The following is a 14,740-nucleotide window of genomic DNA, read 5'->3' as shown; positions in this document are numbered from 1 at the left end:
TCGGTCATTACCTGCCGTATGCGTAGCATAGGACTGAATCGTGGAGTTCCGGGCCAGCCCTGCGGAATTTCGGAATCCCGGAGCTGCACAGGATTTTTCTGCATTGATTGTTACCATCAGGAGTAGTTATGAGTACCCATCAGCACCGGATGCCGCCCGAAATTCTGGACGAGGAGATTGAAAAAATCTCGTCCCGGCGCGCCGGAATGGGGCTGGGTACCGAAAATGTCCGCGACAATTTCGTCGGGCTGGCACTGTCCGGAGGGGGAATCCGCAGTGCAACATTCGGCCTGGGGGTACTCGAATATCTAAAGTCGCGCGGATGGCTTAATCAGGTCGATTATCTTTCCACGGTCTCGGGTGGGGGCTACATAGGCGGCTGGCTGAGCGCGAACTGTGTCCGGTCATTCCGGCGCAATGAAGACTGGCTCGACGAGAAAGCCGACTGGACGGAATCCATCCGGCATCTGCGGCGCTATTCCAACTATCTTTCGCCCAAAGTGGGTTTGCTAAGCGCGGATTCTTGGACTATGGCCACCGTATGGATACGCAATACCTTGCTGGTCCAGCTGTGCGTCATTCTAGCCATCGCCTTGCTGCTTCTGTTTCCCCGGCTCCTGTTTGAAGTCTTTGACCAATGGCCTTATGTCGGGGAGTGGCGCTGGGCAACCGCAGTGTTGTTCATTCTGGGCGTCGCCGGTATTGCAGGCAACCAGTGGCAGATGACGCGAACCGAAGGAAAACGGTTTTTAGGAATCCGGAGTTCATTCAGTTGCTTCTGTCTTGCACTGCTGGGGTTGATTACCACTTTGTGGCTGATTCAACAGCTGGATTTCAATCCGTTTGCAGATGGGGAGGTTGACTGGGTCAAGGCCGCAGTCGTTGCCGTTTTTCTGATTCTGACCGGGCTTGGCCTGTTGCGCGCCGCAGTCGGGTGGATTATCTGTGCAGGCGTGGAGATCAACCTCTGGAAGGAAAAGGATGCGCCCACTGGCATCCACTATTCACAGGGCTGGGTGCAGGGGTTGATCGTAATCCCCATTATGGCGAGCGCGTTCTTTTTTGCCGCCGTGCTTTGGGGACAAACCACCGGAACCGGGGAACTGGCAAAGATGGATAGTTTTGGCGAGTTTTTCAACCATGCCTGGCGGTACTGGCCTTTTCCTCTGTCCATCGTTTTTGTTTCGTTCTGGCTGCTTTCGCTGTTTTCGATGAAGCAAGGGAAAATGTGGCTGCTCGCTCCGGTTCTGCCGGTGCTGGTCCTGCATGCGTTGCTTTGTGCAATCATGCTGGTTCTGCATGGCTGGGCTGCTGCGGAGGCCAATTTGGAAATCCCCGCGCACGAGAGTAAATGGCTGGCATTCATCTGGGCTCCGGCCATGCTGCTGTTTGCCTTTTCCCTGTCGGTAAACATGCTGATTGGCATCATGGGGCGACAGTCGACGGAAGGCATCCGGGAATGGTGGAGCCGTCTGGGCGCATGGCTGGGTATTTATGGTTTTGCCTGGATGCTGTTCGCGGTTGCGGCGGTTTACGGGCCGAAACTGGTATCCCACATTATTCACACCGGAGCCTGGTGGGAAGGCATTTCCCTGGCAGGCGGCTGGCTGGTGACCACCCTTGCCGGGCTATGGGCCGGAAAATCCAGTTCGACCGACGGCCTGCGGAACAGCACGGTTAAGGTCAGTTCCTCAATCCAATTGCCCCTGAACCTGATTGCCATACTATTTCCGGTGATTTTCATTGCAGGTCTGCTGGTTGCGATTTCAACGGGCATTCATCTGATTATCTTGGACCTGTATGAAGTGGACTGGGGTACGGCAGCAATTCTGAACGGGTATCACTGGCCCTATCTGTCCAGTCCTCCGGTTAGCGTGACGCTGGGCCTGATGGGAGCAGTTTTTGTGCTGCTGTTCTTGCTGGCATGGCGGGTCGACATCAATGAATTCAGCCTGAATGTATTCTACCGGAGCCGTTTGTCCCGCTGTTATCTGGGGGCGTCGCGCTACACCCGGGGAGAGCGCAAACCGCAGGAATTCACCGGATTCGACGAAAAGGATGATTTGCCGATGGCGGAAATCGGGGCTATGGATGACAGTGACTTCCCGGCAGGTCCTCTGCATATAGTCAATTGCGCGATGAATCTGGGGGGATCAAGCGATCTGGCGCTGCATACCCGGCAGTGCGCACCTTTCACCATCACACCGTATGCGATTGGCAGCGGTTACTGGTGGCCCAAGACCGATTTCGGCAAGAGTGGCCGCCTGGGCTATCAGTCTGTCACGGAGTATGGCGGCAGGGAAGGTCAGCCATCGCTGGGGCAGGCAATATCCGTTTCCGGCGCAGCAGCGAGTCCAAATATGGGGCATCACACCTCACCCCTGGTAGCTTTCATGCTGACGGTGTTCAATGTGCGCCTGGGCTGGTGGTTCCCGAATCCCCTGAAATCCTGTCGCTCCGCGTCGCCCTGGTTCAGCCTGCGCTATCTGGTCAAGGAACTGTTTGGCGGAGCGGATGACCAGTCGAACTATCTGATGATCTCGGACGGCGGACATTTTGAGAATCTCGGTGTGTATGAGTTGATCCGGCGCAGGTGCAGCGTGATCATTGTCAGTGACGCCGAGAATGATCCCGAACTGAAATTCGAGAGCCTGGGATCGCTGATCCGCATGTGTGAAGTCGATTTCAATGTCCGGATTACGCTGAATGTCGATGCAATCCGCAAGACAGCGAAATCCGATCCGGATAGCCGTTGTTATGCGATAGGGGAGATCGATTACAACGACGGACTGCCCCACGGTGTACTGATCTATCTCAAAACCTGCATGACGGGACAGGAGGATTCCGCCGTTTTGCAATATTGGTCCAGCCACCCGGATTTTCCGCATGAATCGACAGGTGACCAGTTTTTCGGGGAAGATCAGTTTGAAAGCTACCGGCGGCTGGGGAAATCGGTTGCCAGCTCTGCCCTGGATAAAATTGCGTTGCAGGGAGGAACCATAAAGTTTACGGATCCCCTGCCGGGCTGACCTGGCCGCTATCCTGCAACAGCAGACCGGATGTGCTAAATTTCAGCGAGCCTGTCATTGGGGTTTTACGGTTTTCGGGGTAGAAATGCATCATGAGCTCAGTGCTGTATGGAATCCTTCCTGTGCGCCAGCTGGTACAGAACCGGCAGGACCAGCAGGGTAAGCGCTGTGGAAGACAGGATGCCCCCGATCACGACCGTCGCGAGCGGTCGTTGCACTTCTGCTCCTGTTCCCATGGCGATGGCCATCGGCAGGAATCCCAGCGACGCCAGCATCGCGGTCATCAGCACCGGGCGCAGGCGGGTGAGGGTTCCCTCGTGGATCGCCGCTTCCAGACTGATCCCCTGATCGCGCAAGGAACGGATGCAGGCAATCATGACCAGGCCATTTAACACGGCAATGCCGGACAGTGCGATGAAGCCGATCGTTGCCGAGATGGAAAAGGGAATATCCCTCAGCCACAGAGCCAGTATTCCGCCGGTCAGTGCAAACGGCACCCCGGTGAACACGAGCAGGCCGTCTTTCATGTTCTTGAACGTGATAAAAAGCAGCATGAAAACGAGCAGCAGCACGATGGGAACCACGATCTGCAGGCGTTCCCTGGCAGACTGCATCTGCTCGAAGGTGCCTCCCCAGGTCATCCAGTAACCGGGGGGCAGCGGGACTTTCCCGCGTATCGCCTGTTCAGCTTCCCCGACAAACGAGCCGATATCCCGCCCCCGCACATTAGCGGTTACCACCACGCGACGCTTGCCATTTTCTCGGCTGATCTGGTTCGGCCCGGGCGCCACTTCGATGGTTGCGATATCGCTTAATTGAATGAAGTTGGATACGGGGCGGACAATATCCCCGAAGTGTTCGACGGTTCCCATCTGGAAATAACCGGAGGGAAGCGGATTGCCCGTTTTGTTCCCGGCGATGAGGACAGGCAGTCGCCGGAGTGTCTCCAGATCACTGCGCAAATGCTCGGGCAGGCGCACGACAATGTCGAACCGGCGGTCTCCATGAAACAGCACGCCGGCTTTCTGTCCACCCATTGCAATGGCTATGGCATCCTGCACATCGCTGACATTCACGCCAAACCGGGCGGACTTCTCACGATCTATCTGGATGGTAAGCACGGGAAGTCCGGTCGTTTGCTCGACCCGGACATCTGCGGCGCCGGGAATTTCGGCCAGCACTTCCGAAATCCGGTGGGCAGCCTGATTCATGGTGTTCATGTCATCGCCGAATACCTTGACCGCCACATCACTGCGCACGCCGGACAGTAATTCGTTGAAACGCATCTGGATTGGCTGGGAAAACTCATAATTGTTTCCCGGAATTTTGATGATTTCCTTTCGGATGGTTTCAATCAGGCTGGCCTGGCTGCGCCCCGGGTCGGGCCAATCTGGGCGGGGTTTCATGATAATGAAATTGTCCGCGACGCTGGGCGGCATCGGATCGGTAGCAATTTCTGCGGTTCCCATTTTGGCAAAAACCCGCTCTACCTCCGGAAATTTTTTAATGGTGCGTTCCAGGTCTTCCTGCATGAGGATTGCCTGTGAAAGACTGGTTCCGGGAATGCGCAACGCATGCAGCGCGATATCCCCTTCGTCGAGGTTCGGCACGAATTCGCTGCCCATGCGGGTGGCAAGCAGGCCGCAGAGAAACACCGCAATAATTGCCGTTGTGAGTACCAATGGTTTGTTCCGCATCGCAAAATCCAGCATAGGCTGATAGCCGCGCCTGGCCAGAACCGTCAGGCGGTTTTCGCTTTCGCTGAATTGGTCGCCGATCAGGGCTGCCACTGCTGCCGGTATGAACGTGACCGACAGGATCATGGCTCCCAGCAAGGCAGCCATCACGGTAAATGCCATCGGGTGGAACATTTTTCCTTCCACCCCGGTAAGCGCAAATATGGGCAGATACACCACCATGATGATCAGTTGCCCATACAGGATCGGCCTGCGCGATTCACGGGATGCCAGAAACACCTCATGCAAGCGTTCATCGCGCGTCAAACGCCGGCCAGCCGCGGCTTGTGCGTGGGCAAGCCGCCGGATGCAGTTTTCCACGGTAACCACGGCGCCGTCGATGATGATGCCGAAATCCAGCGCACCGAGGCTCATCAGGTTGGCGCTGACCTTGTTCGAGACCATTCCGGTAAACGTAAACAATATGGAAAGCGGGATGATCATGGCGGTAATCAGGGCTGCGCGGAGGTTGCCGAGAAAGGCAAACAGGATCGCAACCACCAGCAGCGCCCCCTCCAGAAGATTGGTCTTGACGGTGTAGATCGCCTTGTCGATCAGGATGGTGCGGTTGTATACCTCCCTGGCTGTCACGCCTTCAGGGAGCGTGCGGTTGATTTCCTCCAGCTGCTTTGAAACGGCCTGGGAAACCGTACGTCCGTTCTGGCCGATCAGCATGTACACGGTGCTGAGCACAAGTTCATGTCCGTCTCCGGTGGCGGCGCCGTTGCGCAGCTCCTTGCCGATGAACACCTCGGCAATTTCCCGGATCCGGATGGGCACACCCTGCTGACTACGGACGATGATGTTACCGATGTCCTCGATCGTGACGACCTGTCCGGGTGCGCGGATCAAATACTGTTCGCCGCGCCTTTCGATGTAACCCGCCCCGATGTTGTGGTTGTTGCGTTCGAGCGCGGCAACCACATCCTGCAAGGTAAGGTTGTAGGCAACCAGCTTGTCCGGGAACGGAGCAACCTGGAATTCCTTCACGTAACCGCCAATGCTGTTGATTTCCGCCACTCCTGGAACATTACGCATCTGAGGCTTGATGATCCAGTCCTGAATCTCGCGCAGATCGGTGGGAGTGTAGGGGGTGCCATCGGCCTTGCGCGCGCCTTCCCGGGCATCGACCGTCCACATGAAAATTTCCCCCAGCCCGGTGGAAATCGGACCCATGACCGGTTCGATTCCTTCCGGCAGCCGGCCTTTCGCCTGCTGGATGCGCTCGTTGACCAGCTGGCGGGCGAAATAGATGTCTGTCCCGTCCTTGAAAACTACCGTGATTTGTGACAGGCCATAGCGCGAAAGGGAGCGCGTCTGCTGCAGATTGGGCAGGCCGGCCATGGAAATTTCCAGTGGAAACGTAATGCGCTGCTCGGATTCGAGCGGGGAATATCCCGGCGCGGAAGTATTGATCTGCACCTGGACGTTGGTGACATCGGGAACGGCGTCGATGGGCAGATTCTGATAGCTGAATATGCCCAGTGCTGCCATTCCGAGCGTTACTGCCAGCACCAGCCAGCGCTGGTCAATGGCAAAGCGGAGGATCTTCTCGAACACGGCTTTCTCCCGATTACCTGCTAGTGGTCATGAGCTGCCCCGCTTTTGCCCAGGTCCGCCTTGATCAAGAAACTGTTTTTTGCAGCATACCGTTCCCCTGAATTCAGACCGTCGAGCACCTCGACAAAGCTGCCATCCCTGCGTCCCGGCTTCAGCTGGCGAGCCTCGAACACACCGTCATGCCGGAAAAACACTGCCGTCCAGTTATTTATTGTATGAATGGCCTCTGCGGATACCGCGACCGGTACAGTGGTTTCCCCCAAAACCAGCTCGATATTGACGGGAAGCCCCGGACGCCAGATTCCACCGGGGTTGGCCAGGATGATATGCGCTTCTGCCGTGCGGGTCTGTTCGCCCAGCAACGCGCCGATGTGGTCTACGCTGCCGCTGCCCTGATATTCAAAGGAAGTTGCCCTGATCGTTGCCTGCTGTCCGATTTTTACGGCGTTCAGATCTTTAGGGTAGATGGTCAGTACTGCCCACACTGTGGATAAGTCCGCCACGACAAAGATATCGGCGTCTTCCTTGAGCACCTGCCCGACAGAGATTTTTTTTAGCATCACTGTGCCGTCGATTGGCGCGCGAATTTCATAGCGGGCCAGGTCGCTGCCGTTGGTCATGGAGCCGCCGAGCGAAGCCAGTTTCTGCTTCAATTGTTGAGTGACAATTTCCGCTTCCTGCATGGCACTGCGCGCCTGAAGGTAATCCTGCTCAGCGGATATTTTCTCTTCCCATAGCTTTTTCTCGCGCTCGTAAGTGACCCGGGCCAGACCCAGCCGCTTCTGCGCTGCAAGGAGCTCGCTGCGCAGGTCAGCCAGAACCGGGCTGGAAAGCACGGCCAGAACCTGTCCCTTGCGCACCCGGTCTCCTGCATTTGCACCGACCGATTCCACAACTCCGGCCAGGCGTGGCACGATGTACACCACGTTGTTTTCGTTGAAACCGATGTGTCCGATCAACGGTAGTGTGTCTTTGATGCGAGCCGGCCCGGCAGTCAGGATTTCAATGCCTTCAAGCTCGACCTGCGGGTCGGTCATGTGCACGCGCGCTTCGATTTGCTCGTAATTAAAGCGGTAAGGCTGGCCGCCATATTCCGCTTCGATCGTTACCCTGAAAGAATGCGGCTCGCCGATCACCGCATTGCTCAACAGATAATCATCCTTTGCCATGAAGCGGATTTTCTGGGGCGCGCGCCCCAGCCTTTCGAGGGTGAGCGCCACCCTGTTGGCCGAAGGATTCAGCGGCTTGCCTTTCAGATAAGTATGAATACGAAACCGGGGTTCCGAACCCTCTTCGAAGATCGAAATTTCAAGCTCATAGCCATTCCGGGTGAACAGCTTTCCACCATGCGGTCCTTTCTGATGTGTGCTACCAGAAATTTCCGTTCCGCTTCCGCTTGCATCCGGTTCATGCGGATGTTTCTGGCCTCCTTGAGTCAGAAGAATCAAAGCCGCGAGCACGATGCCCGCTGCCAGAACCATGATAATGTACAGTTTCTGCTTGTCTTTCGGGTTGTATTTCATGCCTTTTAGCCTTTATCTGCGGTTCCTGCGCATGCCGGTCAGGGCACGGACTGCCCGGTTGATTCGCCCAGTATCTTTTCTATGTCAGCGGCGGACCGGTGAGCTTCCGCAAGGGCGCGCAGATATTGGGATTTGGACTGGAACAGGGTACGCTGGGCATCCAGTACCTCAAGGAAACTGAACTTTCCCATGATGTAGCCCTTGGTTGCGGCATCATAGGCGCTCTGCGAGCCCGGAAGAATCTCCTGCTGCAATATTTCGATTTCCTGCCGGGCAATATTCAGGCGCTCCAGCGCCTGGAAGATTTCGCTATGAATACGGGTTTCGGTCCCCGAGAGTTCGTCCCGTGCCTTGTCAATTCTGCGCTCCGCTTCCAGTATGTTGCCCTGGTTGCGATTGAAGAAAGGGATCGGTACGGAGACGCCGACCAGACCCTGGTTCAGCCCCAGCTCATTGTTTCTTCTGCCGCCTACGCTGAAGGTCACGTCCGGAATCCGCAGGCTGCGCTCCACTTCCATCAGCGCTTCGCGACGGCTTACCTCCAGTTGTGCGCGAGCCAGACCGGGAGCATTTGCCATGCGTTCATCCAATTCCTTTTTGGTCGGAAGATTGGGCAGGGCGTCCACCTGGCCCACGGCGCGTTCGAAGCGGGGCTCCGGATTGCGCCACAGCGCTGCCAAGCGTTTGCGCGCCACTTCAAGGCCGGTGGCCGCCTGGCTCAGCTCGACCCGCACGCTTGCTTCGGCAACCCGTGCCCTGGTTTCTTCGACCGGAGACACCTTTCCAGCCGCAACCCGCTTCGATGCGGCAGTGGTGGCACGCTGCGAAAGTGTGACCAGCTCCCGGGTCAGTTGCAGACGCTCCTGAGCTACCAGCACATCGAAAAAAGCCGCCATGACTGCCGCACGGATTTCTGCGCGCAGGGCATTCATTTCCGCCAGGGCAACGTCATGCCTTCGTTCGGCAGCTGCAATCCGGGCTGGGCGCTTGCCCCCCATTTCCAGCGGTTGATGGAGGTAAACCGCTGCAAGCCGGTTATCCGGGCGAAAATCTTCCACCAGTGCTTCCACTCTGGGGTTAGGCACAAGGCCGGCCTGGAGGATGGAGCCATCCACGGCCTCCAGCTCCCGCCTTGCCGCAGACAGGGCCGGGTTGGCTCCATATGCCAGTTCGAGAGCCGTCCGGAGCGTAAGAGGCGCAGCCAGCTCGGTAGGGTGGATCGCATTTGTCCCCACCGTTCTGTCGATGCCAAGGCTGGCCGCTTCAGCAGCCTGGTGCAGATCGTACAGGAACGCCAGCGCCAGCCCCAGCCCCAGCAATAAAAAATGAGTCCTCATTTCATTCTCCTGGTGAAACCGGAAGATATCCCGGCAGCGGGGCGGGACATGCACATGAAATGCCGTCCACCCCATTCACCTGATTACTTCTGTGAATATTATTTGAATCCCGTCTTGCTGGCTGTCTGATCGGGCAGATCCTGCTTTACAGGATACCGGGCTTGCCGGACGCATTGCCGGTATTGCCTGTTTCCGTCTGGAATGATTCGGGTTGACAGGAAGGTGCGGCGACAGAATTTGTGCCTTTCCAGTCCTGGTTTCCATCATGCCAGATCAGAAAGCGGTCGGGTCATGAAAATTGGCGAGTCAGATCAACGGCGGAGCCTGGGCCGGAGGGAGCGTGCAGCAGGCAGGCGTGGCAATTTCCTGCATCCGGCCAGTCAGGGCCGGTGTTGCCGTAATCAACGGGAGATGCGGTGGTTTGGCGCAGGACAGTTCAGGAATGTCGGCCAGTAATAGGAAAAATTCTTTCTTGTATCCCTGCGACATGCCGACGGCCGGGAATTCCGGCCTGATCTGCTCCAGAACTGCCTGGTCTGCGGAGTGATGATCCTGGCTGGCCAGGGTGTCATCCAGATGAAGCTGGATATTCCCGGTATGGAAATGAATGCCCCCGGGATGGAAATCCCCGCCAACATGGGCATGGACGAGCGGTGCAATGCTCTGCAGCATTGACAGCAGCATGACTAAGCATAAATTCTTCCATGTTCTTGTCATTCGCTTACTCTACAAACGGCTGTTTTCCCGGTGTGCTTGCAGCGGCGGGGCGGGAAACATTTCTATTAGCATATCATGAAGTCGACAGATACCGGTCCGCTTTTTAGCGCAAGCGGCTACTCGCTTTCCAGCGTATCCGATGAAGTAAATGTCCAGGTGCGTGTAATGGTGAGAATATCGGTGTCCCTGCGTATATCCGGGGGGAATGGCGGAAACGGGGCGGCCAGCCTGACAATATGTCTGGCCGCCGCATCCAGGACAGGCTGGCGGGATGAGCGGCTGACCTCAATTTTTTCCACCCGGCCATCTGCGTGGATGGAAACGCTGAGTTGAAGATTTCCGTAAATCTGTTTTTCACGCGCGGCCTGCGGGTAATTCATGTTCCCAACCCGCTCCACCTTGGTGCGCCAGTCCTCAATATACTGCGCGAAGCGATATTCCTCGGTACGCGCACCGATAAACTTGCGCCGCGGCAATTTCTGATAAGCATCCAGGTTCTTGCTGATCTCCGCTTCCAGCCGTGCAATCTGCAGACTGCGTTCATCCGGGTCTTTTCCATTATTGCGTGCGTCTTTTTTCCGGAATTCCGGATTCTGCGCTGTGGGTTGCGGCACGCGATAGTTGCGAATGGAAGCCTGCGTCATCAGACGCCGGACTTCCTGTTCAAGTTGCTGCACACGCTGCGCGGACTGTTCGGACTGGTATTGCAGCGCATCGTTCAGCACGGGCAGCGGGGTGGTTGCGGTGCGATCTTTGGGGGTGTTGCCGCCACCGTCCAGATTATTCTGCGCCAGGGCATCCGCCTTTTTCGGGGCCGATTGTGACTTGCTGTTTACCAGCACTACGTGCAGGGGCGGTGAATTCTGCTGCATTTTCTGCAGCTGGGGCAGGGAAAAGCCAATGCCAAACAGAATAAAGGCGTGCAGCGCCAGAGAAAAGGCAAAAGTGGCGGTGACCGTCTGCCGGACCCATTGCGGAAATGCGGAGAATTTCCCGGATATCGTGCCGGTATTTCCAGCGGGAGAATTCAATTGCATTTCGGTAATGGACATATTCTGTGCAGAAACTCATCCCGCCGGTTTCTAGCAAATAGCGTCGGCTACCTCGGGTTCTTCAATCCTGGAGACAAAGCGGGCATTGAAATTCAGGTCGAGCAGGTCAATATCGGCGATTTCCAGAATCACTTTCGTGCTGGGCGGCAGTTCAGGCAATGACGGGATGCGCCCGATCAGCGGAATGCGCGAGAACCTGATCAGGTTCTCGCGAAGCACCAGTGCCTCTGCCTGGAGTACATTTTCCTGCATCAGCCAGCGCAGGCACCAGTAGCGCTCCATGTTCCGCTGAAATTCATTGTATGCCGTATAGGCGGCGTCGAAGTCGCGGATCACGGCAAACAGGGCGGTGTCATTCTTGCTGAAGACCGGCGGTTCCTCGCGCAGCAGGCTGATAATCTGGCGCTGGTTGACAAAGTCCACGTAACGGCGCAGCGGGGAGCTGGACCACAGATATTGCGCCACGCCCAGTCCCTGGTGCGGAGCCGGCACGGTGCTCATCTTCACTTTCCCATTATTCTGCGAGCGGTATATTCCCGGGATTTCGTGCGCGGCAAGCAGTCTGCCCCATTCCGCATTCACGAAAATCATCAATTCCGACACCAACTTGTCAATCGGTGAGCCGCGCTGGCGTGTAGTGATGGTAATAAAATCATTCTCCACGTGAAAATTGAAATCGACCTGCGGAATGCCGTTTTCCGTGGATTTGCCGCGCGCCGCCTCCAGCTTTTGCGCCAGGTTCCACAACAGCGTGAGTTCGGAAGCAAAGGGATAGTCCAGCCTGCCAGCGGCCAGCGTGTCTTCATTGAACAGCTGTTCCAGCGTGTCATGGCGCAGATTGGCGGCGATATGAATACGCTCGATGCGGCTTTCCGTTCCAAGCACGGAAAGGGTTTCCGGGTCCACTTCCAGATACATGGAAAGCGCAGGGCAGACCCGGTCTTCGCTCAGGGTGAATTTCTGTATCACGCGATCCGGCAGCATTGTGATCTTGTTTCCCGGCATATATACCGTGGACATGCGCTGCATCGCGATCTGGTCACCCTCTGATCCATGTTCTATCCCCAGAGAGGGGGCGGCGATATGCACGCCGATCCGCCAGTTGCCGCCGGGCAGCTTCCGCACCGAAAAGGCATCGTCAATTTCAGTGGTCACCGCATCGTCGATGCTGAACGCAGTGTCTTCCGCCAGGGGCAGGTCACCGCAGATGGAAAGTTCCACTTCGGAAAAATCCGTTCCGCGAGGGAAGTTTTCAAGCAGGAAGCGATGCAGATGATAATCATGCGAGGAGGGAACGGCACCGCAGCGCTGCAGCAAATGGGCCGGAGACAGATGCGTGGCGGCGCATGCGGCTTCCAGCGCCTTCACTTCAATGGAGTTGCGGTCCGGCTTATACAGCAGTTGCTGCACCATGCCGGAAAATTCCGGTGGCAGCGTAAAAGCGCATAGTTCTTGCGTATAACGTTCCTGCAGGGCAGCCTGCAGGCGCTTTCTTTCCGCGCTGGCCAGCGCGGCCTTGAGCGCGTCCGGAGGCGCGGCCCGGTAGTGTCCCTTGCCCTTCTTGTAAAAATACATCGGCGAGGAATGCAGGCGAATCAGCGTGCCTGCGGCTTCCATCGGGCTGGGAGCATGGCCAAAATATTCGCTGGCCAGATCGCTGAAGCTGAAATCTTCCTGCGGGCTGCATTCCCACAGGAATTCCACGTCCATTTCTGCGGCGATATTTTCCGCCTGAACCATGAATTCAGCCATCCCCGGCTGGTTGAAGCGCAGCAGTACATTGGCAGCCTTGATCTTGCCGCGCTTGCCGTGCTGGTTTTCGATTTGCAGGGAGGCTGTATTGTCAGAAAGTATCGAGCCGACCTTGAAACAGCCGTCTTCTTCATAAAATATATTCATAGGAAATGGGTCGAAATGAATAACCGGATTATACTCCAAGCACCGGGCAGGGCTCAGGGATTAACCTCGATGGATCTCGGTTCAGACTCCTATGACTGGGCAAAACCGTTCGCGTTCCAGGAAAATGCAGACATGTCACGTGCGCCATACCGGGGCGCAACAGCAAAAAATTGCAGGGAGTTTCTTGACACGGCAAACAATATCACTATAATGCGGACTTCATTTTTGCGGGAATAGCTCAGTTGGTAGAGCGCAACCTTGCCAAGGTTGAGGTCGCGAGTTCGAGCCTCGTTTCCCGCTCCATATTCTGGAAAAGTGCAATACTTTTCTATAATTTTTTAGCTTAAGCATGCGCAACATGGCGGGGTGGCAGAGTGGTCATGCAGCGGCCTGCAAAGCCGTGTACGCCGGTTCGATTCCGACCCCCGCCTCCATGTGGTTCACCGGAAGAAAATTTTCCGCTGAAATTTTTCCTCTGTTATAATTTTTTCTTTTCGGGGCGTAGCGCAGCCTGGTAGCGTACTTGGCTGGGGGCCAAGTGGTCGGAGGTTCAAATCCTCTCGCCCCGACCATTAAATCAATGAGTTACTGATTTACGGTTGTAAGAAAATTTACTCTTATTGTTTTAGGGGTAAACCAGAAAATTGCTAGGCGTATGAAATAGCCTCAGCAAACCTCATTGCAGCATCCCTAAAACTCTTCCGCTGACTACCCACTCAAGGCGCTTGCATTCCCATCCAAACATTGGGGGAGGTGTCCAGTCATGCCACAGGGCTATTCTTGCCGCTATGCCACTTTTGGCATTCAGCACTTAAGTAAGGAAGGAGTGAATTGCGATGCGTGTAAAGCGTTTGCCGCGCTTATTACCGTCATGCCTTCGGTATCCATTCCCGCAATACCTATCCAAGGTGTGTCGGGTTGTGCGTTCAGCTTATGTTCAATCCCTTACAGCGGTAGTCCAGATAGTCCACCAGTTCTGAATTCACTCATTCAATATGAAAGCCATACACCTGTTAATCAGGTTGAGTAGGTGCCAGCTTTACCAATCGCGGCCATCGGTCGTGAATCCATGCCAGATTGTCTGGCGGCGGCTCGGTCACGATATACACCCGCTGTTGTTGATTTCGTTCTGCCAGAAGTCCCTGAATGACCATTTGCGGCACCACATCAAACCAGTGCGAAACACCTTCCTTATCCTTTTCCATAAACCGGTCACAGGCGATCATCACGGGCCGGGGATACCACGGCTTCCATTTTCCCAAAGCAATCGAATCAAGCCTGGCCCATCCGCCGTTTGGAAAGATTAGCCTCTTCGCAAAAACAAGTCTAATGAATGTCGGTGTCCCCCGTTAATGATGAAGAGCCTCTTTTTTGGGTCTAATGGGTACCCCTAGGGGTACACCAGAAAATTCCTGATCACCAAAAATACCTCCAGAAATGCTCGGATTAATCACATGAACAGGTTTGATTGAGTCAATACATGAAACCGCTCAGTCACGTCGCTTGCATAAACCGCAAGCCCCACGCCATCGCTGGCACACTGATATCCCACAGAGCGCAGACGGCGATAGAACCGCCATCTGCTTTAAACTCCGTATCCCGGCCTGCAATCTCTTCTTGCCGCAACCGCTTCACGCCGTCGCCCTTCATGGCTTCGCCAAAGCCCGCTACGTCATCAAGCGTTCGCCGTTCGCAGGTTGCTGGGGTAGGGGTAACCTGAACTTTCCCCATCACCTGACTGAACCAATTATTGCTTCGGCCTCATGAAGTCTCAACCGGCGGCATATTTGACCCTGGGATCCTGAAAGAAGCTCATCACCCGCTCGGGTGATTTCTCTAACATGGCCATGTGCTCGTTGGCCGCATCGCGCAGCTTGGCCTTGGTCC

At 55.9% G+C, this 14,740-nt stretch carries 9 protein-coding genes, 3 tRNA genes and 1 pseudogene; 4 read left to right on the top strand and 9 right to left on the bottom strand.

The features are described 5' to 3' along the window. The first annotated feature begins 128 nt into the window (after positions 1–128). On the top strand, positions 129–3,029 hold the full coding sequence (locus tag KJA68_RS05030) for a patatin-like phospholipase family protein (protein ID WP_213035842.1): 2,901 nt from the start codon (positions 129–131) through the stop codon (positions 3,027–3,029). Positions 3,030–3,127: 98 nt separating this feature from the next. Here KJA68_RS05030 and KJA68_RS05025 read toward each other — a convergent pair whose 3' ends face one another. The 6 genes from KJA68_RS05025 to KJA68_RS05000 form a co-directional block, all read right to left on the bottom strand. Beyond that, positions 3,128–6,325 (bottom strand): efflux RND transporter permease subunit, encoded by a 3,198-nt coding sequence (locus KJA68_RS05025; RefSeq protein ID WP_213035841.1) that lies wholly within the window; start codon positions 6,323–6,325, stop codon positions 3,128–3,130. 20 nt (positions 6,326–6,345) lie between these two features. After that, positions 6,346–7,848 (bottom strand): efflux RND transporter periplasmic adaptor subunit, encoded by a 1,503-nt coding sequence (locus tag KJA68_RS05020; protein ID WP_213035840.1) that lies wholly within the window; start codon positions 7,846–7,848, stop codon positions 6,346–6,348. Between the two features lie 38 nt (positions 7,849–7,886). Continuing rightward, complete coding sequence (locus KJA68_RS05015; protein WP_213035839.1) at positions 7,887–9,185, bottom strand: TolC family protein; 1,299 nt, start codon at positions 9,183–9,185, stop codon at positions 7,887–7,889. A gap of 306 nt (positions 9,186–9,491) precedes the next feature. Then, on the bottom strand, positions 9,492–9,857 hold the full coding sequence (locus KJA68_RS05010) for a hypothetical protein (RefSeq protein WP_213035838.1): 366 nt from the start codon (positions 9,855–9,857) through the stop codon (positions 9,492–9,494). A gap of 161 nt (positions 9,858–10,018) precedes the next feature. Then, positions 10,019–10,954: an energy transducer TonB gene (locus KJA68_RS05005; protein ID WP_246487072.1), complete on the bottom strand. Its 936-nt coding sequence runs from the start codon at positions 10,952–10,954 to the stop codon at positions 10,019–10,021. Positions 10,955–10,984: 30 nt separating this feature from the next. Next, positions 10,985–12,853, bottom strand: a complete 1,869-nt coding sequence (locus KJA68_RS05000) for a ribonuclease catalytic domain-containing protein (RefSeq protein WP_213035837.1) — start codon at positions 12,851–12,853, stop codon at positions 10,985–10,987. A 227-nt stretch (positions 12,854–13,080) separates the two neighbouring features. On the opposite strand from KJA68_RS05000, the gene KJA68_RS04995 reads away from it, so the two are divergent. The 3 genes from KJA68_RS04995 to KJA68_RS04985 all read left to right on the top strand — a co-directional run bounded on the left by KJA68_RS04995 (position 13,081) and on the right by KJA68_RS04985 (position 13,425). Next, a tRNA-Gly gene (locus KJA68_RS04995) sits at positions 13,081–13,156 on the top strand. Positions 13,157–13,213: 57 nt separating this feature from the next. After that, positions 13,214–13,287: transfer RNA gene (locus KJA68_RS04990), tRNA-Cys, on the top strand. Positions 13,288–13,348: 61 nt separating this feature from the next. Continuing rightward, positions 13,349–13,425, top strand: a tRNA-Pro gene (locus KJA68_RS04985). 441 nt (positions 13,426–13,866) lie between these two features. On the opposite strand, the gene KJA68_RS04980 is transcribed toward KJA68_RS04985, so the two are convergent. From KJA68_RS04980 to KJA68_RS04970, 3 genes and pseudogenes are all read right to left on the bottom strand, one after another. After that, positions 13,867–14,058, bottom strand: a complete 192-nt coding sequence (locus tag KJA68_RS04980; protein WP_213035836.1) for a hypothetical protein — start codon at positions 14,056–14,058, stop codon at positions 13,867–13,869. A gap of 289 nt (positions 14,059–14,347) precedes the next feature. Further along, positions 14,348–14,503, bottom strand: coding sequence for a hypothetical protein (locus KJA68_RS04975; RefSeq protein WP_213035835.1), 156 nt, complete (start codon positions 14,501–14,503; stop codon positions 14,348–14,350). Positions 14,504–14,624: 121 nt separating this feature from the next. Beyond that, positions 14,625–14,740: pseudogene (locus KJA68_RS04970) on the bottom strand (IS630 family transposase); the annotation flags it as partial.

Source organism: Candidatus Nitrotoga fabula (assembly GCF_905221025.1).
Lineage (GTDB): Bacteria > Pseudomonadota > Gammaproteobacteria > Burkholderiales > Gallionellaceae > Nitrotoga > Nitrotoga fabula.
Note: the sequence above shows the minus strand (reverse complement) of the source record. Positions and strands in the feature narration are given on the sequence as shown.

Coding starts and splice junctions, on each gene's coding strand:
- KJA68_RS05020 (WP_213035840.1), bottom strand. CDS start 7,848: ATGAAATACAACCCGAAAGACAAGCAGAAACTGTACATTATCATGGTT.
- KJA68_RS05010 (WP_213035838.1), bottom strand. CDS start 9,857: ATGCTGCAGAGCATTGCACCGCTCGTCCATGCCCATGTTGGCGGGGAT.
- KJA68_RS05005 (WP_246487072.1), bottom strand. CDS start 10,954: ATGTCCATTACCGAAATGCAATTGAATTCTCCCGCTGGAAATACCGGC.
- KJA68_RS05030 (WP_213035842.1), top strand. CDS start 129: ATGAGTACCCATCAGCACCGGATGCCGCCCGAAATTCTGGACGAGGAG.
- KJA68_RS05000 (WP_213035837.1), bottom strand. CDS start 12,853: ATGAATATATTTTATGAAGAAGACGGCTGTTTCAAGGTCGGCTCGATA.
- KJA68_RS04975 (WP_213035835.1), bottom strand. CDS start 14,503: ATGAAGGGCGACGGCGTGAAGCGGTTGCGGCAAGAAGAGATTGCAGGC.
- KJA68_RS05015 (WP_213035839.1), bottom strand. CDS start 9,185: ATGAGGACTCATTTTTTATTGCTGGGGCTGGGGCTGGCGCTGGCGTTC.
- KJA68_RS04980 (WP_213035836.1), bottom strand. CDS start 14,058: ATGGAAAAGGATAAGGAAGGTGTTTCGCACTGGTTTGATGTGGTGCCG.